General features: G+C 63.6%; 24 protein-coding genes and 1 tRNA gene. 15 read left to right on the top strand and 10 right to left on the bottom strand.

Going from position 1 to position 20,943, the window contains the following annotated elements:
• The first annotated feature begins 28 nt into the window (after window positions 1–28).
• Window positions 29–847 (top strand): symmetrical bis(5'-nucleosyl)-tetraphosphatase, encoded by an 819-nt coding sequence (locus E5K04_RS13555; RefSeq protein ID WP_136555027.1) that lies wholly within the window; start codon window positions 29–31, stop codon window positions 845–847.
• Window position 848: 1 nt separating this feature from the next.
• On the opposite strand, the gene E5K04_RS13550 is transcribed toward E5K04_RS13555, so the two are convergent.
• Both E5K04_RS13550 and mutM read right to left on the bottom strand, forming a co-directional pair.
• Entirely contained in the window at window positions 849–1,673 is an 825-nt protein-coding gene (locus E5K04_RS13550; protein ID WP_205700374.1) for a lysophospholipid acyltransferase family protein, read from the bottom strand.
• 32 nt (window positions 1,674–1,705) lie between these two features.
• Entirely contained in the window at window positions 1,706–2,524 is an 819-nt protein-coding gene (gene mutM, locus E5K04_RS13545) for a bifunctional DNA-formamidopyrimidine glycosylase/DNA-(apurinic or apyrimidinic site) lyase (RefSeq protein WP_136555023.1), read from the bottom strand.
• Between the two features lie 52 nt (window positions 2,525–2,576).
• Here mutM and E5K04_RS13540 point away from each other — a divergent pair, with 52 nt between their 5' ends.
• The 9 genes from E5K04_RS13540 to E5K04_RS13500 all read left to right on the top strand — a co-directional run bounded on the left by E5K04_RS13540 (window position 2,577) and on the right by E5K04_RS13500 (window position 10,871).
• Complete coding sequence (locus tag E5K04_RS13540; RefSeq protein WP_136555021.1) at window positions 2,577–4,301, top strand: tetratricopeptide repeat protein; 1,725 nt, start codon at window positions 2,577–2,579, stop codon at window positions 4,299–4,301.
• Entirely contained in the window at window positions 4,298–4,864 is a 567-nt protein-coding gene (gene lolB / locus E5K04_RS13535; RefSeq protein WP_235844374.1) for a lipoprotein insertase outer membrane protein LolB, read from the top strand. The genes E5K04_RS13540 and lolB overlap by 4 nt, the downstream gene beginning before the upstream one ends.
• A gap of 40 nt (window positions 4,865–4,904) precedes the next feature.
• Window positions 4,905–5,753, top strand: coding sequence for a 4-(cytidine 5'-diphospho)-2-C-methyl-D-erythritol kinase (gene ispE / locus E5K04_RS13530; RefSeq protein ID WP_136555019.1), 849 nt, complete (start codon window positions 4,905–4,907; stop codon window positions 5,751–5,753).
• 10 nt (window positions 5,754–5,763) lie between these two features.
• Window positions 5,764–5,838, top strand: a tRNA-Gln gene (locus tag E5K04_RS13525).
• A 71-nt stretch (window positions 5,839–5,909) separates the two neighbouring features.
• Window positions 5,910–6,893: a ribose-phosphate pyrophosphokinase gene (locus tag E5K04_RS13520; protein WP_136555017.1), complete on the top strand. Its 984-nt coding sequence runs from the start codon at window positions 5,910–5,912 to the stop codon at window positions 6,891–6,893.
• 64 nt (window positions 6,894–6,957) lie between these two features.
• Window positions 6,958–7,533 carry a 50S ribosomal protein L25/general stress protein Ctc gene (locus tag E5K04_RS13515; protein ID WP_136555014.1) on the top strand — a complete coding sequence of 192 codons (576 nt, stop codon included), beginning with the start codon at window positions 6,958–6,960 and terminating at the stop codon, window positions 7,531–7,533.
• 97 nt (window positions 7,534–7,630) lie between these two features.
• A complete protein-coding gene (pth, locus tag E5K04_RS13510) occupies window positions 7,631–8,215 on the top strand; it encodes an aminoacyl-tRNA hydrolase (RefSeq protein WP_136555012.1) in 585 nt (194 codons plus the stop codon).
• A 100-nt stretch (window positions 8,216–8,315) separates the two neighbouring features.
• Window positions 8,316–9,407 carry a redox-regulated ATPase YchF gene (gene ychF / locus E5K04_RS13505; RefSeq protein WP_136555010.1) on the top strand — a complete coding sequence of 364 codons (1,092 nt, stop codon included), beginning with the start codon at window positions 8,316–8,318 and terminating at the stop codon, window positions 9,405–9,407.
• 192 nt (window positions 9,408–9,599) lie between these two features.
• Entirely contained in the window at window positions 9,600–10,871 is a 1,272-nt protein-coding gene (locus tag E5K04_RS13500) for a tyrosine-type recombinase/integrase (RefSeq protein ID WP_136555008.1), read from the top strand.
• A gap of 204 nt (window positions 10,872–11,075) precedes the next feature.
• Here E5K04_RS13500 and E5K04_RS13495 read toward each other — a convergent pair whose 3' ends face one another.
• Together E5K04_RS13495 and E5K04_RS13490 are read right to left on the bottom strand one after the other, a co-directional pair.
• Window positions 11,076–11,708, bottom strand: coding sequence for a LysE family translocator (locus tag E5K04_RS13495; protein WP_168929229.1), 633 nt, complete (start codon window positions 11,706–11,708; stop codon window positions 11,076–11,078).
• Window positions 11,709–11,718: 10 nt separating this feature from the next.
• On the bottom strand, window positions 11,719–12,414 hold the full coding sequence (locus tag E5K04_RS13490; protein WP_136555005.1) for a B3/B4 domain-containing protein: 696 nt from the start codon (window positions 12,412–12,414) through the stop codon (window positions 11,719–11,721).
• A 43-nt stretch (window positions 12,415–12,457) separates the two neighbouring features.
• Between E5K04_RS13490 and E5K04_RS13485 the strand changes: the two genes are divergently transcribed.
• From E5K04_RS13485 to E5K04_RS13475, 3 genes are all read left to right on the top strand, one after another.
• Complete coding sequence (locus E5K04_RS13485; RefSeq protein ID WP_136555002.1) at window positions 12,458–13,063, top strand: helix-turn-helix domain-containing protein; 606 nt, start codon at window positions 12,458–12,460, stop codon at window positions 13,061–13,063.
• 328 nt (window positions 13,064–13,391) lie between these two features.
• Window positions 13,392–13,850, top strand: coding sequence for a DUF6789 family protein (locus E5K04_RS13480; protein ID WP_136555000.1), 459 nt, complete (start codon window positions 13,392–13,394; stop codon window positions 13,848–13,850).
• 35 nt (window positions 13,851–13,885) lie between these two features.
• Window positions 13,886–15,256, top strand: a complete 1,371-nt coding sequence (locus E5K04_RS13475) for a dihydrolipoyl dehydrogenase family protein (protein ID WP_168929228.1) — start codon at window positions 13,886–13,888, stop codon at window positions 15,254–15,256.
• A 152-nt stretch (window positions 15,257–15,408) separates the two neighbouring features.
• Here the strand turns inward: E5K04_RS13475 and E5K04_RS13470 are convergent, their stop codons facing one another.
• The 6 genes from E5K04_RS13470 to E5K04_RS13445 form a co-directional block, all read right to left on the bottom strand.
• Window positions 15,409–15,990, bottom strand: coding sequence for a lecithin retinol acyltransferase family protein (locus E5K04_RS13470; protein WP_136554995.1), 582 nt, complete (start codon window positions 15,988–15,990; stop codon window positions 15,409–15,411).
• Window positions 15,991–16,047: 57 nt separating this feature from the next.
• Window positions 16,048–16,953, bottom strand: a complete 906-nt coding sequence (locus E5K04_RS13465) for a recombination directionality factor (RefSeq protein ID WP_136554992.1) — start codon at window positions 16,951–16,953, stop codon at window positions 16,048–16,050.
• Entirely contained in the window at window positions 16,950–17,933 is a 984-nt protein-coding gene (locus tag E5K04_RS13460) for a YqaJ viral recombinase family nuclease (RefSeq protein WP_136554990.1), read from the bottom strand. The genes E5K04_RS13465 and E5K04_RS13460 overlap by 4 nt, the downstream gene beginning before the upstream one ends.
• Window positions 17,934–18,019: 86 nt before the next feature.
• On the bottom strand, window positions 18,020–18,442 hold the full coding sequence (locus tag E5K04_RS13455) for a hypothetical protein (protein WP_136554988.1): 423 nt from the start codon (window positions 18,440–18,442) through the stop codon (window positions 18,020–18,022).
• 1 nt (window position 18,443) lies between these two features.
• A complete protein-coding gene (locus E5K04_RS13450; protein WP_136554986.1) occupies window positions 18,444–18,791 on the bottom strand; it encodes a DUF3768 domain-containing protein in 348 nt (115 codons plus the stop codon).
• Between the two features lie 103 nt (window positions 18,792–18,894).
• Window positions 18,895–19,851: a DUF932 domain-containing protein gene (locus E5K04_RS13445; RefSeq protein ID WP_136554984.1), complete on the bottom strand. Its 957-nt coding sequence runs from the start codon at window positions 19,849–19,851 to the stop codon at window positions 18,895–18,897.
• A 196-nt stretch (window positions 19,852–20,047) separates the two neighbouring features.
• On the opposite strand from E5K04_RS13445, the gene E5K04_RS13440 reads away from it, so the two are divergent.
• The gene (locus E5K04_RS13440) at window positions 20,048–20,422 is read left to right on the top strand and encodes an ArsR/SmtB family transcription factor (protein ID WP_136554982.1); all 375 of its coding nucleotides are present in this window, start codon (window positions 20,048–20,050) and stop codon (window positions 20,420–20,422) included.
• Window positions 20,419–20,892 carry an arsenate reductase ArsC gene (locus E5K04_RS13435; protein ID WP_136554979.1) on the top strand — a complete coding sequence of 158 codons (474 nt, stop codon included), beginning with the start codon at window positions 20,419–20,421 and terminating at the stop codon, window positions 20,890–20,892. Before E5K04_RS13440 ends, E5K04_RS13435 begins: the two co-directional genes overlap by 4 nt.
• The last annotated feature ends 51 nt before the right edge of the window (window positions 20,893–20,943 follow it).

The following is a 20,943-nucleotide window of genomic DNA, read 5'->3' as shown; positions in this document are numbered from 1 at the left end:
ACAAAGACTCCCGCTTGCAAGGCCTGCCATGTCCACCTACGCCATCGGCGATATCCAGGGCTGCTACCAGCCCCTGCTCGACTTGTTGCAACGCATCGACTTCAGCCCGTCGCGCGACACGCTGTGGCTGACCGGCGACCTGGTCAACCGCGGGCCGGGCTCGCTCGACGTGTTGCGCTGGGCGTTCCGCCACCAGGATTCGCTGCACATGGTGCTCGGCAACCACGACCTGCACCTGCTGGCGGTGGCCGAGGGTTACGGCCGCTTGGGCAAGAGCGACACCCTCACGCCCATCCTCGACGCGTCCGACGGCAAGCTGATGCTCGACTGGCTGCGCTGCCAGCCGCTGATGCTGTATGACGGCGAGTGGGCGATGGTGCACGCGGGCCTGTTGCCGCAGTGGGACATCGAGAAGGCGCTGGATCTCGCCGAAGAGGTGGAGGAGACGCTCGCCGGCAAGGACTACCGGTATTTCCTCTCCAGGATGTACGGCAACAAGCCTGCGCGCTGGAGCGAGGAGCTGCGCGGCATCGACCGCATGCGGCTGACGGTCAACGCGATGACGCGGATGCGGCTGGTCGGGCGCGACGGCGAGATCGACTTCGCGTTCAAGGGCGAGCTGCCGGACGCGCCGGCCAACCTGGTGCCGTGGTTTGACGCGCCGGGGCGCAAGAGCGCCGGCACGCCCATCGTGTGCGGGCACTGGTCGGCGCTTGGCTTGCGGATGGAAGAGGACGTGTGCGCGATCGACAGCGGCTGCCTGTGGGGCGGCAGCCTGACTGCGTTAAGGCTGGAGGACAGGCAGGTGTTCGCCCAGCCTTGCCCGGCGTTTCGGGCGATCGGCTAGCTCAGTTCGGCGCGAGCGCCGGGTCGGCAGCCTGGTCGCACGGCGCCTCTACGCGCTCTTCCTTGAGGCCCAGCGCGGCGAGGATCTCTTCGCGCGCGGCGGCCGACAGCTCGAAGCGGGTGGCGAGCCCCGGCGCGCCGGCCTGCAGGCGTTGGCCGTAAACCAGCTCGACGGTCAGGCGCCGCGTCGCGAGCAGGCGGCCCAGCGTCTGGGCGATGGTCGCCTCGCCGATAAAGGCCACCTTGTCGGTCAGCGCGCCCGTCTCGTCCAGGTAGCGGATCGCCACCGGCTGCACCTGGCTGCCGGCGATCACCGCCGACTCGAACAGGGACGACTTGAACGGCAACAGGCCGAAGCCGTCGCTGGTCGTCCCTTCCGGAAATACCGACATGCAGCCGCCCTGCTCGAGCGCCTCGGCCAGCTGGCCGTTGACGCGGCTGGCGTCGCGGCGGTTGCTGCGGTCGATGAACAGCGTGCCGCCGTTGGCCGCCATCCAGCCGATGGCAGGCCAGGTGCGGATTTCCTTCTTGGCGACGAAGCGCGACACCGTACCGCCGGAGAGCGCGATGATGTCCAGCCACGACACATGGTTGGCGACCAGCAGGGTATTGGCCGGGTAGAAGCCCGGATTGTCGCCGCGGATGGCCAGCCTCACGCCGAAGATGTCGAGCATCTTGCGTGCCCACGCGCGGGTGATCACCGCGCGTTCGGGGTTGGTCAGGCGGGGGTAGCGCACGGCGAGGATCAGCGCGCCGTGCAGCACGTGCAGCAGCATGCGGGTCAGGCGCCAGGCGCGCACGAGATACGGGGTGGTCTTGGTGCTCACGGGGGTTTGGCGGGGTCGGGCAAAGGCGCACTCTAGCATGGCTGGCAATGCGGGCAAAAGAACGCGGTCCGCTGTGCGAGGCGCAGGGCGCGGATCGGCGTGCCGCAGCGCAGGCAGGGCAGGTCGGTGCGCCCGTACACGAAATACTGCTGCTGGAAGTAGCCGGGCTTGCCGACGGCGTCGACAAAATCGCGCAGCGTGCTGCCGCCGGCGGCGATGGCACGGGTGAGCACGTCGCGTACCGCGTCCGCGAGCCGGTGGCAGGCGTCGCGGTCAAGTCCGCACGCGGCGCGCGCCGGGTGTACGCCGGCGATGAACAGTGCCTCGTTCGCGTAGATATTGCCGACGCCGACCACCAGCGCGTTGTCCATCAGCGCGACCTTGATCGCGCCGGAGCGTTTGCGCGTCGCCCTGTGCAGCACGTCGCCGTCGAAGGCGTCGGACAGCGGTTCGGGGCCGAGGCGGGCAAGCAGCGGGTGGCTGCGGGCGTCGCCGTATTGCCACAGCACCGCGCCGAAGCGGCGTGGGTCGCGGTAGCGCAGCGTATGGCCGCTGCCCAGCACGATGTCGACATGGTCGTGCTTCTCGGGCGGGGTGCCGGTGTCGACGAAACGCAGGCTGCCGGACATGCCCAGATGAATGATCAGCGTGCCTTGCGCGCATTCGACCAACAGATACTTGGCGCGGCGCGCGACGCGTTCGATGCGTTGCCCGGTGAGGATGGCCGGCAAGTCGGGCGGCACCGGCCAGCGCAAGGCGCCGTTGCGCACGACGACATCGCGCACGGTGGCGCCGGTCAGCAACGCTTCGACGCCGCGGCGGGTGGTTTCGACTTCTGGCAGTTCTGGCATGCTGAGCCTCCGGTGGACGACATGCTATTCTAGGCGCTTAACGGGAAACCCTATGAAAACGTATTTTTCCTTGTGCGTGTCCTTGTCCGCGCTGTTGCTCTCCGGCTGTGCCCAACTGCGTACGCCGGCCAAGCCCGCCGCGCCGGCAGTGGCTGCGGCGCCTGCCGCGACCGAAGCGAAGCTGCCCGCGCACCCGCTGACGCCGCAGATCGTCTACGGCGTGCTCGCCAGCGAACTGGCCGCGCAGCGCGGCGCGTCGGCAGTCTCCGCCGCCACTTATCTTGAGCTCGCGCGCGAGCTGAACGACCCGCGCCTCGCGCGGCGCGCGGCCGAGTTCGCGATGCTCGCAGGCCAGCTGACGACGGCGACACAGGCGCTCGAGAAGTGGGTCGAGCTCGACCCCGCGTCCGACCTTGCCCGCGAACAACTGCTGGTTGCGCAGTTGCGCGGCGGCAAGCTCTCCGACAGCGAGGCGCTGGTCAGCCGCCTGCTGGCCGACCACCCTGAGCGTGCGGCCGCGGTGTTCGTGCAACTGGCGCGCCTCACTTCGCGGCAGAGCGACCCGAAGCAGGCGTACGCGCTGGTGCAGAGGCTGGCCACGCCGTTTCCCGAACTGCCCGAGGCGCGCTTCGCGGTGCTGTCGGCAGCGGCCGAGGCGGGGGACGAGCAGGCGGTGGCCGCGGAATTCGACACGCTCGCCCGCGTCGCCCCGCGCTGGGACTTGCCGGTCGCCTGGCAGGTCGACCGCCTGCGCCAGAAGGGCAACGACGCGGCGCTTACCTTCCTTGCGCGCGAACTCGCCCGCCGCCCGCAGGCCGGCGTCGAGCTGCAGCTCGCGTACCCGCGCCTCCTGGTGAACGGCAAGCGCTTCCCCGAGGCGCGCGACGCGTTCGCCGCCGCGCTCGGGCGCAACCCGGGCAACCCCGACATCCTCTACGCGCTGGGTCTGCTCTCGTTCCAGTTGCGCGACCTGGCTGCCGCCGGCCCCTACCTCGAGCAGGCGCTCGCAGGCGGCCACCCAGAGGCCGACTACCTGCGTCTGACGCTTGGGCAATTGGCCGAGGCGAACAAGGCGCCGCAGGAAGCGCGCAGGTGGTACGCGCAGGTTGCGCCCGGACAGCACTACTTGCCGGCGCAGATACGCCTCGCCGCGCTCGACCTGAAGGATGGCGACGTCGACGCGGTGCTCGCGCGCATGGGCGCGCTCGACGCGACGGCGGCCGAGCAGGTGCAGCTGGTGCTCTACCAGTCGCAGTTTGCCCGCGAGGCCGGACGGCTGGACCTGGCCGAGCGCTACCTCGACACCGCGCTGGCCGACCAGCCGGACAGCCCCGAACTCTTGTACGAGCGCGCGCTGGTGTTGGAGCAGCGGGGCGACTACAAGGCCGCCGAGCGCGACCTGCGCGCCTACCTCAAGCAGAAGGCCGACGACGCGCAGGGGCTGAACGCGCTGGGCTACCTGCTCGTCAACCGCACCGGCCGCCACACCGAGGGGCTGCGTCTGGTCGAGCAGGCGCTGAGGGCCGACCCGGACAACCCGATGATCCTCGACAGCATGGGCTGGGCGCTGTTCAAGGCCGGCCGCAGCGCCGACGCCTTGCCCTACCTCGAACGGGCGTACAAGGCAATGCCCGACCCCGAGGTCGCCGCGCACCTAGGCGAAGTGCTGTGGACGCTCGGCCGGCGCGCTGAGGCGCGCAAGCTGTGGCAGGCCGAGCGCGCGAAGGCGCCGGACCATCCGGTGCTGCTCGAAACCATGCGGCGCTTCGCGCCATGAAGCGCGCGCTGATCCGCGCGGCGTGCATGACGCTGCCGCTGCTGCTTGGCGCGTGCGCGACGCAGGTCGCGTTCCGCCCGCAGCAGGAGATGGTGGCGGACGCGCCGTTCGCGCTGTCCGGCCGCCTGTCGGTGCAGGTCGACGGCAAGGGCCAGCTCGCCCAGTTCGACTGGACGCACGCCGCCGGGCGCGACGCGCTGTCGGTCAACACGCCGCTGGGCAACACCGTCGCACGGGTGACCCGCGACGCCGCGGGCGTGGTGCTGGAGGCCGACGGCAAGCGCTGGCAGGCGGACGACGTCGAGACGCTGACCGAACAGGTGCTCGGCTGGCCGCTGCCCTTGTCCAACCTGGTGTGGTGGGTGCGCGGACACCGCGCGCCGGGCGTGCCGGCCGTGACGCTGCCCGACGGCGCACTCGAGCAGCAGGGCTGGCAGATCCGCTTCACCGCCGACGAGGCCGGTTCGGCCTACCCGCGGCGCATCGAACTGTCGCGCGACGGCATCGTGCTGCGCATCGTCGCCAGCCAGTGGCGGCCGTACCCGCTGGCCGTCACGCCGTAAGCGCCGGCGCTTCCCCCATATAGATATCTTGTAGACACCCATGTCCAACTACCTTGCCTTTCCCGCGCCGGCCAAACTGAACCTGGAGCTGCGCGTCGTCGGCCGCCGCGAAGATGGCTACCATCTGCTCGATACCGACTTCGTCTTCATCGACCGCGCCGACACCGTCGAGCTCGCGCTGCGCGACGACGGAGCGGTGGTACTCGACAACCCGATCGCCGGCGTGCCGGCCGAAGCGGACCTGACGGTGCGCGCGGCGCGCCTGCTGAAAGAGGCGAGTGGCAGCGCACTGGGGGTGAACATCCGCCTGACCAAACGTATCCCGATGGGCGGGGGGCTGGGCGGCGGCAGTTCGGACGCGGCGACCGTACTGGTCGCGCTCAACCGGCTGTGGGGCTGCGGCCTCGACCGCGAAGCGCTGATGCAACTGGGCGTGCAACTGGGCGCCGACGTGCCTGTCTTCATTTTCGGGCGTGCCGCGCGTGCGCAGGGCATCGGCGAGAGACTCAATGAAATCAAGGTGCCCGAGGCGTGGTATGTGGTATTGAAACCACCAGTAAATGTGCCTACAGCAGATATTTTCAAAAATTTCGCGCAAAGGGTGTTGACAGGAAAAACCGGTTTCTCCATAATTCGAGTCCTCCAAACGACACAGCAAAAACAAAACGATTTGCAGTCAGTTGTTTGCGAGATGTACCCGGTGGTGAACGAGGCGCTGAATGACCTGGCGCAATACGGTTCGCCGCTGATGACCGGCTCCGGTAGTTGTGTGTTTCTGGAGTGCAGGTCGCAGAGCCAGGCAAACAAGATTTTCGAGGCAGTGTCGAGAAAATTCGACGGGTTCGTCGCCAAGGGTTTACAGGCGCATCCGTTGTTCGACAAGGTCTGAAGCAGTTTACTGGGGAGTCGCCAAGTGGTAAGGCACCGGATTTTGATTCCGGCATTCGTAGGTTCGATCCCTACCTCCTCAGCCAGATCCAGAAAAGCGTGTAAGGAACCCTTACACGCTTTTTCTTTATTCAGCTCAGTGACAGGCGAATTGGCGATGGCGGCTTACGACAGCTTGATGGTATTTACCGGGACCGCAAACCCGGAACTGGCTCAGAATGTAGTCAAGCATCTGGACATTTCGATGGGGCGTGCCGACGTCGGCAAGTTCAGCGACGGCGAAGTGGCCGTCGAACTGCTGGAGAACGTGCGCGGCCGCGACGTGTTCATCCTGCAGTCGACCTGCGCGCCGACCAACGACAACCTGATGGAAATCCTGACCATGGCCGACGCGCTCAAGCGTGCGTCCGCCGGCCGGATTACCGCGGCGATCCCGTACTTCGGTTACGCGCGCCAGGACCGTCGTCCGCGTTCGGCCCGCGTGCCGATCACCGCCAAGCTGGTCGCCAACATGCTGACCAGCGCCGGCATCGACCGCGTGCTGACCGTCGACCTGCACGCCGACCAGATCCAGGGCTTCTTCGACATGCCGGTGGACAACGTCTACGCGACGCCGGTGCTGCTCAAAGACATCCGCGCGCAGCGCATCGAAGACCTGATCGTGGTCAGCCCGGACGTCGGCGGCGTGGTGCGTGCGCGTGCCGTCGCCAAGGCACTGAACACCGACCTCGCGATCATCGACAAGCGCCGTCCGAAGGCCAACGTCGCCGAGGTCATGAACATCATCGGTGACGTGTCGGGCCGTACCTGCCTGATCGTCGACGACATGATCGACACCGCCAACACGCTGTGCAAGGCCGCGTCCGCGCTGAAAGAGCGCGGGGCCGAGCGCGTGCTCGCCTACGCGACGCACGCCGTGTTCTCCGGCCAGGCGGTAGACCGCATCAACAATTCGGACATCGACCAGGTGGTGGTGACGGACACCATCCCGCTGTCGGCCCAGGCACGCCAGAGCAGCCGCATCCGCGTCTGCTCGATCGCCGGGCTGATCGCCGAGACCCTGCGTCGCATCAACAACGAAGAGTCGGTGTCCTACCTCTTCAATGAGGATCTGGTTTCGACAGGCGCCTGCCTGCCGTAAACGGTTCGCCCGCTGGTCGCGGTGGGCGGATCGAATTCAACCCTGAAATAAACGGAGTATTTCCATGGCTTACGAACTGATTGCTGCCAAGCGCGAAGAGATGGGTACGGGTGCGAGCCGCCGCCTGCGTCACGCTGGCAAGGTGCCGGCTGTCGTTTACGGCGACAACAAGGACGCCGTGTCCCTGACCCTGGACCACAACACCCTGTTCTACGCGCTGAAAGAAGAAGCTTTCCACGCCAGCGTGCTGGACCTGGTGATCGACGGCGCCAAAGAAGCCGTGCTGCTGCGCGACTTCCAGATGCACCCGTACAAGGCGCAAGTCATGCACATCGACTTCCAGCGCGTGAACCCGAACCAGAAAGTGAACGTGAAGGTTCCGCTGCACTTCGTCGGCGGCGATGTCTGCCCGGCCGTCAAGCTGCAGAGCGGTAGCGTGACCCACGTGGCGACCGAAGTCGAAGTTCGCTCGCTGCCGGCGGCTCTGCCGTCCTTCGTCGAAGCTGACCTGTCGGCCATGTCCGCTGGCTCCATCCTGCACCTGTCCGACCTGAAACTGCCGGAAGGCGTTGAACTGGTCGCTCTGGCGCGTGGCGAAAACGCGACCGTGGCGACCGCCACCGGTATCGCTGCCGTCTAATCGCTTTCGGCCAAGCCAGGCTCGCCGCGTCCCGTCCGGGAGGCTGCGAGCCTTTTTCATGGCCGGCGCTATCCGGCCACACGCCTGGAGGTAGAAGATGTCCGCCATCCGCCTGATCGTCGGCCTGGGCAACCCGGGGGCCGACTACGAGAAGACCCGGCACAACGCCGGTTTCTGGTTTGTCGACGAGGCCGCCTGGCAATTGAAGGCACCGCAACTCGGCCCTGAGGGCAAGTTCTTCGGCGAGGCCAGCCGGGTGCGGCTCGCACACGGCGACGTCTGGCTGCTCAAGCCGTCGACCTTCATGAACTTGTCCGGCCAGTCGGTCGGCGCCCTGGCGCGATTTTACAAGATCGCGCCGGAAGAGGTGCTGGTCGTGCACGACGAGCTCGACCTCGCGCCGGGCGTCGCCCGCTTCAAGCAGGGCGGCGGCCACGGCGGGCATAACGGGCTCAAGGACATCATCGCCAAGCTGGGCTCGCCCAACTTCTGGCGGCTGCGCCTCGGTATCGGCCACCCGGGCGACCGCGCCGAGGTGGTCAACTTCGTGCTGAAGAAGCCGCGCGCCGAAGAGCAGCAGGCGATCGACGACGCGATGTGCGCCGCGCTCACCGTGCTGCCGCAGGCGCTGGGCGGCGACATGGCCGGCGCGATGCAGGCGCTGCACACCGCCGCCAAATAAGCCCTGCATCCACTTGTCGCCATGGCGACGGTGCTACAATCCGCAACATTCAGCGCCGGCCGGCCGGGCGGGCGCCCATTGATTTGAAAAAGGAATTCCCATGAGTCTGCAATGCGGCATCGTCGGCCTGCCCAACGTCGGCAAGTCGACCCTGTTCAACGCCCTGACCAAGGCCGGCATCGAAGCGGCCAACTACCCGTTCTGCACCATCGAGCCCAACGTCGGCATCGTCGAGGTGCCGGACCCGCGCCTGGCCGCGCTGTCCGCCATCATCAACCCGCAGAAGGTCCAGCCGGCCATCGTCGAGTTCGTCGACATCGCGGGCCTGGTCGCCGGCGCGTCCAAGGGGGAGGGCCTGGGCAACCAGTTCCTGGCCAACATCCGCGAGACCGACGCCATCGTCAACGTGGTGCGCTGCTTCGACGACGACAACGTGATCCACGTCGCCGGCAAGGTCGACCCGCTGGCCGACCTGGAAACCATCGGCATCGAACTTGCACTGGCCGACCTGTCCGCAGTTGAAAAGGCGATCGTGCGCGAGAACAAGAAGGGCCGTTCCGGCGACAAGGACGCGCAGAAGCTGGTCGCGCTGCTGGAAAAACTGGTGCCGCACCTGAACGAAGGCAAGCCGGTACGCGCGTTCAAGCTGGATGCCGACGACCGCGCCATGCTCAAGCCCTTGTGCCTGCTGACCATCAAGCCGGCGATGTACGTCGCCAACGTGGCCGAGGACGGCTTCGACAACAACCCGCACCTGGACAAGCTCAAGGCGCTGGCCGAGGCCGAAGGCGCGCCGGTGGTCGCCGTGTGCGCGGCGATCGAGTCCGAAATCGCCGACCTGGACGAGGAAGACAAGGCCGAATTCCTTGCCGACATGGGGCTGGAAGAGCCGGGCCTGAACCGTCTGATCCGCGCCGCTTACAAGCTTCTGGGCCTGCAGACCTATTTCACCGCCGGGGTGAAGGAAGTGCGCGCCTGGACCATCCACGTCGGCGACACCGCGCCGCAGGCGGCCGGTGTGATCCACACCGACTTCGAGCGCGGCTTCATCCGCGCGCAGACCATCGCCTACGACGATTTCATCGCCTACGGCGGCGAGGCCAAGGCCAAGGAAGCCGGCAAGATGCGTTCGGAAGGCAAGGACTACGTGGTGCAAGACGGCGACGTGATGAACTTCCTGTTCAACGTCTAAGCCTTAAGTTGGATCACGGTAGATGTCCGTGGATACTAAAAACCCCGCAAATCATAGGTTTGCGGGGTTTTTTTTGTCTGCCGAGATCCATGGCTATCCGTTGAGATCTACGGTTAAACCGGGTACGCTACCGGGTATGTACTTGAAGGCCGGTTCGCCAAAACTGGGTACGTCAAAACCGGAGCGTAAGCCATGCTAACAGATACTCAATGCCGTACCGCTAAGCCCAAGGACAAGCCCTACAAGCTAACTGATGGCAAGGGCTTGTACCTAGAGGTCAAGCCTAGTGGTGTGAAGACTTGGCGCTATCGCTTTGAGTTGCGGGAAGGCGAGGCCATCAAAGAGAGTACTTTTGCTATCGGCGAGTACGCTATTCCACCCAAGGGGGAAGACCAGGAGAGTGCTCAGCAACGGCGCAATGGCCGGCGGTTTACTCTTGCCGAGGCTAGAGAGGAACGGACTAAGGCTCGCGCGCTCGTGGTGCAAGGTATCAACCCTGCCCATCAGCGTCAGCTCGAACGCATCAAGAGAGAGCAGGAAAATGCGATAACTTTCGATGCTGTAGCAAAAGAGTGGCTGGCACTTAGGGATTGGACAGAGCACACCAAAGCGAGGCGATTGAACATGCTTGAACGTGTGGTCTTTCCAAAAATTGGAGTGCTATCAGTTAAAAGCATAACGCCAGCGCATGTCTTAGATGTGTTGAAAACGGCGGCGGAAAGGAATGGTCTAACCGTTGCCGCTGAAGCTAAGCGTACGATGTCCGGCGTCTTTGAGCTTGCAGTTGCGACTCTACGTGCAGAGACTGATCCTGTTTATCCCGTCCGTAAGGCACTTCCGGCGAACAAAACACAGCATAAGCGCCCTCTGAGTATCGAAGAAATCGGTCAATTGCTACGCGATGTTGACGAGCATGGCGGCCGCCACGAGACAGTCACTGCATTCCGATTGATGTGGTTGACGCTGTGCCGGCCAAGTGAGGTGGTCGAGGCCCAGTGGAATGAGTTTGATCTTGATGCTGCTATCTGGCGTATTCCGGCTGAGCGCATGAAAAAACGTAAGGCTCACACAATCCCGCTACCGACACAGGCCGTTCAGATCCTGCGTGCCCAACAGGGGCTGACGGGTAGGTTTGCGCATTTGTTTCCACATCGCGACTATCGAACAAGGCCGATGGTGGTCGAGTCATTCAGGCAGATGCTGAAGGTACTGGGATGGAGTGGAAGGTTTAGTCCCCATGCGACCAGAACGACTGGTAGTACAAGGCTGAATGAAATGGGGTTCACTTCGGACTGGATCGAACGACAGCTAGCCCATGCTGAACCTAATGCTGTGCGGCGCACTTACAACCAGGCAGAACATCTGGACGGGAGAGCCATGATGATGCAGCAATGGGCTGATATGTTGGATATTTGGAAAGTGGGAGATGGCAATGTGTTGCCTCTCAGGAAAAATGCTTCCTGATATGAGGAAAAAATTGCAGAGATTCGCAATGTGTAATGATAATCATTCGGCATAGTAGGCTCGGACATTAGCTCAAGACCTACCGTCTATGTGTTTTTTTATCATCAAACACTCAATCCAGCAGCTTGCCTGCCCTGTGCCCCACCGTTGCACTGGCGGTCAAGATCCGTTCGGGCAGGGGGAGGGCAACCTTTGGCATGCCTCTCATTTTTCCCCTCCGGTCAGCACAACCAGCACCCCAAGTGCCACTAGAGTGAAGCCCGAGCATTGCGCCATCACGCGTTGACGAGTGGCCTTGACGACTCCTGCGCGAAGGATCTGATTGGCCGCAAACACTGCAACCAAGTCGGCCAGGCTGTTCAAGGCCACACAGATGCAGCCTAGAAGCACGAACTGTGGGGCTAGGGCTTGTTGAGGGCTGACAAATTGCGGGATAAACGCCAGAAAGAACATCGCCGTTTTCACGTTAAGCGCCTCGACAACGATACCCTCCCGCCAGGCCCGGTGGATCCCCGCTCGCGGCAAGCCTTGTGTATCCGCATTGCCTTGCCGGGTCATCAACGTTCTTACGCCCAGGTAGATCAGATAAGCGGCCCCCAGATACTTCACGACCGCAAAGGCTGCAGCCGACTGGGCAATCAGCAAGGACAAGCCCAACGCGCCGGCCAGTACATGGACCAGCCCGCCGACGGCAGTGCCCAAGGTGGACGCAACACCCTCGGCTTTGCCTCCACTGGCCGTGCGAGCCACCACGTAGGCAATTCCGGGGCCAGGAATGATGGCCAGCAGGAAGGCTGCGACAAAAAAAGATAGCGGTGGCAGTACAGGGAGATCCATGGTCGAGCCCTTACATGTGGGGGGTATCGATCAACTGGGTGCTGACGGTGGCAGCGGGCATCATAGCCAGGAGGTTGCGCGTGAGGTGTGCACCGGCTTCATGCAGCGCTTCCAAGGGCATCTGTGGCAGTCGCTCAAGGACAAACCACATTTGTTCGGACCGACTATCCAGCCGTGTCCGGATGCCTTGCCGCCAGTTCCAGCGTCGGCAGGTGACACCCATCTCATCACGCCAAACCACCTCGCCGGCTTCAGGGTGTTCGACAACCAATACACCGTCTTTCTGCGTATCAAACCGTTCACTGCCATCAGCGATGGTGAGCCAGGGGCTCCCTGCATAGGCTGCAAAGTTCTCCCCGCCCACCGGCACGGCGTACTGCAGGCTGATGGCGTTGTAGAGATCGACCACCGGGTCAATGCCGGGTAGCTGGCCATCGCGCAATACACGCTTGCGCAGGGCACTGGCTGAACAGGGCGTGCGCTGCGGCTTGGCGCCGAACTTACGAAAAACTTCGTCCCAGGCGGCAAGATGGGATTCCGCCCAAGCGGGTCCACCTGCGCTCACCGAGCGACACGCATGTACTAGCGCTTCTGCAGCGACTTCCGGGTGGACGATCGGAGAGGCAAGGACACTGAGGCTGAGCGCCTGAAACCCCGGTGCCAGTTGGGCAATCGCCGGATCAATTGACGGTGTCACCTTGAACATCAGAGAATCCTCCATTGACTGATTTCGTTCAGGATAGTGACCTATGACTAGTTTGGTCAATATATCGACCGATCCCGGTGCGGACGCGCAGGCGATCAGCGACGCAGTTGCCACGCGGATCAAGACTTATCGCAAGACACAAAAGCTTTCGTTGGATGAGTTGTCTAGGAGAGCTGGTGTGAGCAAGGGCATGCTGGTCGAGATCGAGAAAGGCACCGCAAACCCAAGCATCGCCACCTTGTGCAAGCTGGCGGCTGCACTGTCCGTTTCGGTGGCAGACATTGTCAACGTCGCCAGCGAACCCTCCGCTCACCTCATTGAGGCGAAGGATATCCCGACGCTTTGGTCTGGTGACAAAGGAGGTAGAGCTCGATTGATGGCGGGTACCACGGGTCCCAACATGATCGAACTGTGGCACTGGGAGATGCAGCCGGGTGAACAGGATGATGCTGAGGGTCACCCGGAAGGTACGATCGAGTTATTCCACGTACTGCAGGGACAACTGACGCTGACCCTTGGGCAAAGCGAGCTGATTGTGCCGGCAGGATGTGCCGCTGTTGCCAGGACCGACGTGCCACACAGCTACGCAAACCGAGGGGCTGTGCCCTTGGTGTTCACAATGACTGTCGCCGAATTGCACTCAACCTGAGTCGAAACCCTCTGTATCCAAGTAGGTATGAGCACAAGCCCGTACCTGTCAGACTCAATCGTCCAACAGCCAGTCCAGCAGCTTGCCTACCCCGTACCCCACTGCTGCACAGGTGGCCACAGTGAGTGAGATTGAGTAGAGCAACCAAACCGATCGCCAGCGGCAGCGTCGCCGACTACTACCCTGAGCTCAACTGACTAATCCCGTTCGACGGCGCAAGTAGCTACGAAGACTGAGTAGATTGGTCAGCTTAACAGCGCAAGCTGGCAAGTGGTGGGCTATAGCAAGCGAATGGGCTCTGGAGCCCTGTTTCCTTATGGAGGTGCATATGCCCACGCCCGCATATGGCAAGGCCGTTATTGCCGGTTTCGCCGCGACGATTGTTCTGTCGATGTTGATGATGGCCAAACATGTGATGGGGCTGATGCCGCAGGTCAACCCCGTGATGGATCTGGCCTTGCTGTTTGCCCACTTCACTAGATCTGCTCCCAACATGATGATGGGCTGGCTCATGCATTTCCTGCTTGGTAGCGTCGTTTGGGGGCTCGCCTACGCATGGCTGTCTCCCCAGCTGAAAGGCAGCCCCTTGGTTCGCGGCCTGATGTTCGCGGTCATGGCCTGGTTTGCCATGATGGTTCTTTTCATGCCACTGGTCGGGCATGGCCTGTTTGCCATGGGGTACGGCATGGGCGTCATGCCCGCCATGGCCACGTTGATGCTGCACCTGGCTTACGGGGCAGTCCTCGGTCTGGTCTATGGCCACCTGACGGCTGCGTCGGGCAAATAAACACGCCGGGGGCGGAAATGGGCACAGCAATCCAGTTGGACTTCATCATCATCGGTGGTGGCATGGCCGGCCGGCATCTAGCCACCGATCTCGGGCACGCGGGCTTCTCCGGCGTGCTGATAGAGCATGGCGAGTTTGGCGGGGCCTGCATCAACGTCGCATGCATTCCTTCCAAGACGCTGATTCGCTGCGCCCGGCTGGCGCACGACATTCGTTTTGGTGCGACCCGTGGCGTGCACGGCAGCGACGTTTGCATCGACATGCCCCAGATCATGGCGCACATCGCGCAGACAACAGCCCGGATCCGTGAGGGTAGCCAGTGCGCCTTGCAAGGTAGTGGCACTCAACTCGTGTTTGCCGAGGGACGATTGCGCTCGCCATCGGAAGTCGAGGCAATCCTCCCAAACGGCAGCACCCAGTGCTACACCGCTCCGCGAATTTTTATTAACACGGGCACCCGTGCGGCTCTGCCGGACATTCCTGGACTCAGAGCGGCTCAAGCGATGACCCATGTCGAGGCCTTTGCTCTCCAGCGCGTCCCCGAGCATCTGCTGATTCTGGGGGCGGGGATTTCTGGGCTCGAGTTTGCGCAGGCCTTCCGGCGGCTCGGCGCCCGGGTCACCTTGCTGGAACATGGCCCCTCGATACTGCCGCACGACGAGCCGGAATGTGCAGCGTCGATCACGCGCATTCTGGAAGACGAAGGCATTCGCATCCTGACCCAGGCAACGCTTGAGCAGGTGCAAGGCAAAAGCGGCGAGAAACTGCATGCGCATGGGCATGCCGCAGGCGAACCCTTCGACATTTCGGCCAGCGACCTGTTGGTCTGCACAGGGCGGGTCGCGCAGACCAAGGGGATCGGTCTCGAACAGGTTGGCGTAGCGTTGGATAAAGCGGGCTACATCAAGGTCGATGCGCACTTGCAAACAAGTGTGCCCGGGGTCTACGCGTTGGGAGACCTATGTGGGCACCCGATGAGCAGCCATGCTGCCGTAGACGACGCGAGAATCGCGTTGTCGCTGTTCACAGGTCCGGCCCGTTCCACCGAAGGGCGCTTGTTGCCCTCGGTACTATTTGTCGACCCGGAATATGGCCGGGTCGGGCTGACCGAACAGGCGGCAAAAGAAGCAGGTTACCGTATTGCTGTCGCTTCCTTGCCCGCCGCGGCCGTCGCCAGGATGCACGCGGAGGGCCAACTGCAAGGGTTGATGAAAGCGGTGATTGACGCGGACAGTAGCCGAATCCTGGGGTTTGCCATGGTGGGCTTTCATGCAGGCGAAACCGTATCCGTCGTCCAGGCGGCGATGCTGGCAGGCCAACCTTATACCCTGTTGCGCGACGCGATTCTGGCACACCCGACTGCGAGTGAAGGCCTCAATGCGCTTTTTTCCGCTCCGCTTGCGTAGCCAGACAAAGCCTGCCCATCCACATAGTTATTCGAATTGAGGAGAGGAGCACTTGCGGTTCACGATGGGCATCGCCGAATTGCATTCGCCCTGAATCGAAATCAGTTGGAAGCATCCAAATGGGCACGGGCACACGCCCGTGCCCGTCAGTCTCAATCATCTAACACCCAACCCAGCAGCTTGCCCACTCCGTACCCCACCGCTGCGCTGGTGGCCACGGTCAACGCGAGCGGAGCGAGTGTCGTTGCGGTGACGCCCGCAGCCAGTCCTGTTGCCAACGCGGTGGCGCCACCGGCAACCTGACTGCCGGTGACAGCGGCTGATGCTGCTTGGGCCGCCAGTTGCACGGTGTGCTTGCCCGCCTGCTGTCCAACCGTACTCGCCGCCAGTCTCGCTGCTTGTGATGCGGCGAGGCTGCTGCTGACCAGTTGGCTCACCTGCTGGCTGTCGTGACTCCCTTCGATGCACCAGTGCACGAAGTGCTCACAGTTGTTGAACAGCACGTTGTAGCCGTCCTCTCCCTGACGCTTGAAGGCGCGGGCGATGCTCTGTTCGGGGTCAAAGCGCCGGCACAGGTGATGGCGGACGCTGCTCGGCCAGCCTTGCTGGAAGTCTTCCAATGTCACCACGGCGACGCCTTCCTGCACGTAGTGGATGACGCGCTGCTGGCCCAGATAGAGTCCGTGGTGGGTGTAGCCGGCACGCGGCGTAATGAGGTGGTCGCCTCGTTGCATGTGGTGTCCTTTCGTCTGAATAAAGAAGCCCCCGCGCTTAGCGGGGGCGATCTGCCGTCATGCGACTTCCGGCTCTTTGGTCGTGCCAAGCTTGCTGGTGAGCCGGCTTGGCCGGGGGCTGGTCTTGGCGGGTGCTTCGTCGGGCGGTGGTTCGTCACCTTCCGGGTAGAACTCCTGCAGCAGTAGTGGGATCTCCTCTTCGCTGTCCTCGAACTGGCCGTTGCGAAGCAAGGCCTTGGCGGCTTGCTCCAGGCCTTCCTGGTCGACGCCGGCTTCCAGCGCCGCCTGAGCGTCGCTTCGGGCCTGTAGGACCACGCTGGCGAGGGTGTCGCCGTCGCGTAGCGTCAGATCGACGTAGTAGACCGGTGCCCGGTAGGACTGGGTGGTGCTTTTGGCACGCAGGCGCAGCATCAAAGGCAGGTAACGGGCGAGTCCGCCGCTGACGGCCTCGAAGTAACGCAGGCGTGCCGCCAGCGTGCGCACCGAGTTGAACCCGGTGCTGCGGAAAATGAAGCAGCCAAGTTCGTCGGCCTGACCGTCGATCTGCAGGTTGAGCCGGCCGTACAGCTTGCAGCCGGCCTGCAGCCCGAAACGGCAACGTTCGGGGCCGGGGCAGGCCACGTCCTCCATCCCTTCCTTGCCGTTACGTCTGGCGTGTTCACCATTGCCGACGCACAGCGGGCGACCGTTGTTGCGGTCGAAGGCGCTGTACTCGGCACGCAGGTTGAGGTCGCTGTCGTTGAACAGCAGCCGCACCGGGATGGCGCGCAGCTTGCCGTTGGCGCTGGCGTCGCTGTACTGCTGGTGCAGCGGATGCAGCATCCAGCCTCCGCGGGTCTGTACCTGGGTGGTCAGCGTGAAGCTGTCGTCCTTCTCCGGCAGCCACTTGTCGTTCTTGTTGACCAGCTTGCCGATGCTGATGCGTCCGATCACCGGCGGGGTGATGGCGAGTCCCTTGATCATGCTGTACTCCTTTCGGTCTGGATGACGAAGCGGCGGCTGCCGCTGACGGGTTTGCTGTATTGCTGCAGCAGGTCGGGATGCTCAAGGCTCAAGCGCTCCAGATCCGGCGCGAGCCTATCCTTGCTCTTCTTCCAGCTGATCTTGCCGCCCTGGAACACCGCCGAGGTGGCGCTGCCCAGCGCGGCCTGCAGTTGCTGCTTGAGCCTGGCTTCGATGGCTTCGGTTTCTTCCTTGCGCTGGCGGATGGCCAGCAGGTCACCGAACAGCGCGTTGAACTCGCTCGACTCGGTGAGGTCCAGCGTGTCGCCGTTGTCCTGCGGAAACAGCCATTGCAGGGCGCGGCCGGCGTCGTCCGAGCCGTCCGGCACCGGTTGTTGGTCGGTTTCTACCGCTTGCCAGAAAGCAGTCTCACGTTCGATCAGGTCGGCGATCTTGTCGTCGTCGCGCTGGATGCGGTAGATCCTGAAGTCCTGCCCACCGATCAGCACCGCGACATCCGCCCAGGCGTGGCCGGTCACCGCCAGCTGGTGCAGTACCTGGCACTGGTAGGCCACCGGCACACCGTCTTCCCACTGCGCCGCGCTGTGATAGCCGGCGGTCTTGATCTCCAGTACGCCGGGGCCGTCCGTGCAGCCGACCACCTCGCGGTCGAGGTTGGCCAGCATGAAGCGGTGTTCAGCGTGTTGAAGGACTGCATTGACCCGACGGACCTTTCGGCCGGTCCGCTCGGCGTAGACACGGGCCAGTACCGGCTCCAGGGTGGTGCCCCACACCACCGCGTCCTTGCCGGAAATGTCTTCCGTCTCTTTGCGCTGGGTCTTTTCCAGCCACAGGGCCAACGGGCTCTTGTAGGGCGACAGGCCGATGGCCGCTGCCGCGTCGGACGAGCCGATGCCTTGCTGGCGCAGGCCAAGCCAGCTTTGATGATCGAGCCCCACCGTCGAAGCCAGACGAAGGGCATTGCCGTAGCGTTCACGCATGAAAGTCTCCTTGAGAAAGCACAACGCCCGGCAGGCGAACCTGACCGGGCGAGATAGATGGATGAATGAATCGGAAGAAGCAGACGTCAGTGGCCGCGTATGGCTGCCAGCTGGTCCAGGGTGTCACCGGACAGCGGCAACAGTTCGCTGACCAGTGCCAGGGCTTGCTGGCCGTGGCCACCACCCGCCATGAAGCGGATGGTCAGCTCAGCCAGTTGCTGAAGGACACGATCGGCAGAAGGTGCTTCACCTTCGGCCTCCACCATGCAGCCGAACCACGCGCCCAGCGCTTCGCTGACCTCGTACTCGAACACGCCGGGGAAGGCGTAGCGGGCGGATAGCGCCGCGTTGACGCGGTACAGCGGCTCGGCGTAACGGCACAGCGCGTCGTGCAGCTCCAGCGCACCTTGTGCCCAGCGTTGGTACAGCGCATCCGGCTGGATGCCCACCAGCATGCCGGCGGTGAGGAATGACGCCTGTACGGCGACCGAGTTGTAGTAAGGCACCATCTCAGTACTCCTCGGCCAGCATCAGGGTCAGTACCCGGCGAGTCACTGCCAGATCCGCCGGGTCTTCCGACAGGTAACGCAGCGAAGCGTCGTAGTAGTCGATCTTCCACAACACCCGCACCCCGTCGATCTCCAGGCTGCCGAAGTCGTGTTCGCCGTGCGGGTCGTTGTCGGCGCTGAAGTCGTCGAATGCCTGCAGGCGTCGCAATAGCGCCAGTTGCAGTGGGGTGGGTAAGGCACGCACGCCCTGGGTGAGCACCAGCATGCCGCCGAAACACAGCGAACGGCGCAGCAGGTCGTTGTAGAAGCGGATGCGCAAGGTGCGCGAATCGGTCAGGGTTTCGGTCATGAACAAACCTCCAGCCGACGCTCCGGACAGCAAGCGTCAGTCACGCAGACATGAAAAAGGCCGCCTCGCGGGCGGCCATCGGGAAGAAACAACGGGAAGTACGTCAGTCGAGCAAAGCCAGCGCGTGATCAAGCGCCTGCGTCTTGAGTTGGGCGCCTTGGCCGAACCAGGCCGAGTCCAGCCGGTAGTCCTGGCTGCGGGCCCGGCGCTTGTGATCGACGAACTCGGTCACCGCATTGAGCAGCCCCCATGCCGTGCCGCGACTACCCGGCAGCAGCGAACCCATGCCGGCGCCGCTATACAGCGCTTGCAGCTGCTGCATGGCGCGCGAGGCGACGCTGTCCTCGCCCACCGCTAGCGGTTCGTCCAGCACCTCGGCAAAGTACTGCTGAGCTTCCTCGGGCGACACCGGCCGCTGGCTGAGCGCCTTGAGGTTGCCGATAAAGGCCTCCCAGCCCGACAGGCCCAGCCCCAGCGCCTCCTTCACCATCACTGGGTCGAACACCGTCGAGTGCGGCACCTTGACCGCGCCGGTCTTGTCGGCCACCGCCATCTGCAGGGTGTTGTTGCACACCACCCGCAAGGAGGTGAACTGCGCGGTAGTACACAGCGTGCCGTCACAGCTGGTAGCCAGCAGCAGATAGGCCTTCACCCGATCACCGCCCTTGAGCAGGGTTTCCTGCCCGGTCTTGGCCAGCGCCCACAACTTGCGCCCGCCCTTCAACACGCCGGCCGTCTCTAGCTCGAAGCCGCCGGCACTGACCAGATCACGATAGAAGTGCAGCACCTCGGCCGGTTGCACCACCTTGTAACGCGGAGACACCACCGACAACGGCGCCAGGGTGTCGGAGCGGTACAGCACCCGCGCGTCGCTGTACGGGCGGATATGCATGCCGCCGTCCGGCGACACGTTGAACAGCACATCACCGTGCTCGATGGTCCAGTCCATACCGGCCTCGCGCAGCCAGACCGACTCCGGTTGCTGCGGGGACAGCGGGTTGCCCAGACCGTGCCAGGGCACGGCACCGACGTAAGCCATGGTTTCGACAAGATGAGACATCACACACTCCACAAGGCATAAACCCCGGCACAGGGCCGGGGCTTGGGGGAAGGAAGGCCTGTGCTTGCACGCAGACCTTGGGCTGATTCAAGGGAGTGATATGTGTCTGAAAAATTCTGGAGTGGGAACTGGTCAAGGGTCAGATCAAGCTGTAGTTATTATTGCAATAATTCAACGATAGTTGTATCGTTTGGGAATGGAAAACCAGACCGCTACCCAACTGTTCGAGTCGCTCGCCTCGGGCATCCGCCTCGACGCCTTCCGCCTCTTGGTCAAACACGGCCACGCGGGCCTTGTCGCCGGCGAGATTGCCAGCGCGCTCGATATCGCGCCGAACAAGCTCTCCTTCCACCTGAAGGCGCTGACCCACGCGGGTCTGGTGTCGGTGACGCAGGAGGGGCGCTTCCAGCGCTACCGCGCCAACCTCACGTTGATGCTGGACCTGATTGCCTACCTGACCGCCGAGTGTTGCAGCGGCGAGCCCGGGCAGTGTCTGGACGCACGTGCGGCTTCATCGTGTTCGGCCGCGCTGTTGCCCCCTGTTTCAACTGTTACGGAACCCAAACCATGAACGTGCTGTTTCTGTGTACCGGCAATTCGTGTCGCTCCATTCTCGGCGAAGTCACCTTCAACCATCTGGCGCCGCAAGGCTGGTGGGCGATGAGTGCCGGCAGCCAGCCTGCCGGTTATGTCCACCCGCGCTCGCTCGCGCTGCTGACGCGTGAAGGGATGCAGACGGACGGTGTTTCCAGCAAGAGCTGGGACGTGTTGCCGGCGGTGCCGGACATCGTGATCACCGTATGCGCGTCCGCCGCCGGCGAGACCTGCCCGGCCTACCTGGGGCCGGTGCTGCGCACGCACTGGGGCGTGGACGACCCGGCGCACGCGACCGGTACCGACGAACAAATCGACGCGGCCTTTATGGCGGCGTACCGCACCTTGCGCGCGCGCATCGAGGCGATGCTCGCGCTGCCGCTGGAAACGCTGGATAAAGCCGCGCTGAAGGCCGAGCTCGACCGCATCGGCCGCGAAGTGTGCTGATTTTCTGCAATATTTCAATATTCATTGGATCATTGACATGACAAAGATTGA

The organism is Crenobacter intestini, assembly GCF_004919095.1.
Classification (GTDB): Bacteria; Pseudomonadota; Gammaproteobacteria; order Burkholderiales; family Chromobacteriaceae; genus Craterilacuibacter; species Craterilacuibacter intestini.
Note: the sequence above shows the minus strand (reverse complement) of the source record. Positions and strands in the feature narration are given on the sequence as shown.

What these genes read in the sequence shown, in the direction of transcription:
- E5K04_RS13470 (WP_136554995.1), bottom strand. Translation starts at nt 15,990, where the DNA reads ATGCAACGAGGCGACCACCTCATTACGCCGCGTGCCGGCTACACCCAC.
- E5K04_RS13480 (WP_136555000.1), top strand. Translation starts at nt 13,392, where the DNA reads ATGCCCACGCCCGCATATGGCAAGGCCGTTATTGCCGGTTTCGCCGCG.
- E5K04_RS13540 (WP_136555021.1), top strand. Translation starts at nt 2,577, where the DNA reads ATGAAAACGTATTTTTCCTTGTGCGTGTCCTTGTCCGCGCTGTTGCTC.
- E5K04_RS13460 (WP_136554990.1), bottom strand. Translation starts at nt 17,933, where the DNA reads ATGCGTGAACGCTACGGCAATGCCCTTCGTCTGGCTTCGACGGTGGGG.
- E5K04_RS13445 (WP_136554984.1), bottom strand. Translation starts at nt 19,851, where the DNA reads ATGTCTCATCTTGTCGAAACCATGGCTTACGTCGGTGCCGTGCCCTGG.
- E5K04_RS13495 (WP_168929229.1), bottom strand. Translation starts at nt 11,708, where the DNA reads ATGGATCTCCCTGTACTGCCACCGCTATCTTTTTTTGTCGCAGCCTTC.
- E5K04_RS13465 (WP_136554992.1), bottom strand. Translation starts at nt 16,953, where the DNA reads ATGATCAAGGGACTCGCCATCACCCCGCCGGTGATCGGACGCATCAGC.
- pth (WP_136555012.1), top strand. Translation starts at nt 7,631, where the DNA reads ATGTCCGCCATCCGCCTGATCGTCGGCCTGGGCAACCCGGGGGCCGAC.
- E5K04_RS13440 (WP_136554982.1), top strand. Translation starts at nt 20,048, where the DNA reads ATGGAAAACCAGACCGCTACCCAACTGTTCGAGTCGCTCGCCTCGGGC.
- E5K04_RS13500 (WP_136555008.1), top strand. Translation starts at nt 9,600, where the DNA reads ATGCTAACAGATACTCAATGCCGTACCGCTAAGCCCAAGGACAAGCCC.
- E5K04_RS13555 (WP_136555027.1), top strand. Translation starts at nt 29, where the DNA reads ATGTCCACCTACGCCATCGGCGATATCCAGGGCTGCTACCAGCCCCTG.
- E5K04_RS13435 (WP_136554979.1), top strand. Translation starts at nt 20,419, where the DNA reads ATGAACGTGCTGTTTCTGTGTACCGGCAATTCGTGTCGCTCCATTCTC.
- mutM (WP_136555023.1), bottom strand. Translation starts at nt 2,524, where the DNA reads ATGCCAGAACTGCCAGAAGTCGAAACCACCCGCCGCGGCGTCGAAGCG.
- E5K04_RS13520 (WP_136555017.1), top strand. Translation starts at nt 5,910, where the DNA reads ATGGCGGCTTACGACAGCTTGATGGTATTTACCGGGACCGCAAACCCG.
- ispE (WP_136555019.1), top strand. Translation starts at nt 4,905, where the DNA reads ATGTCCAACTACCTTGCCTTTCCCGCGCCGGCCAAACTGAACCTGGAG.
- E5K04_RS13455 (WP_136554988.1), bottom strand. Translation starts at nt 18,442, where the DNA reads ATGGTGCCTTACTACAACTCGGTCGCCGTACAGGCGTCATTCCTCACC.
- lolB (WP_235844374.1), top strand. Translation starts at nt 4,298, where the DNA reads ATGAAGCGCGCGCTGATCCGCGCGGCGTGCATGACGCTGCCGCTGCTG.
- E5K04_RS13515 (WP_136555014.1), top strand. Translation starts at nt 6,958, where the DNA reads ATGGCTTACGAACTGATTGCTGCCAAGCGCGAAGAGATGGGTACGGGT.
- ychF (WP_136555010.1), top strand. Translation starts at nt 8,316, where the DNA reads ATGAGTCTGCAATGCGGCATCGTCGGCCTGCCCAACGTCGGCAAGTCG.
- E5K04_RS13490 (WP_136555005.1), bottom strand. Translation starts at nt 12,414, where the DNA reads ATGTTCAAGGTGACACCGTCAATTGATCCGGCGATTGCCCAACTGGCA.
- E5K04_RS13485 (WP_136555002.1), top strand. Translation starts at nt 12,458, where the DNA reads ATGACTAGTTTGGTCAATATATCGACCGATCCCGGTGCGGACGCGCAG.
- E5K04_RS13450 (WP_136554986.1), bottom strand. Translation starts at nt 18,791, where the DNA reads ATGACCGAAACCCTGACCGATTCGCGCACCTTGCGCATCCGCTTCTAC.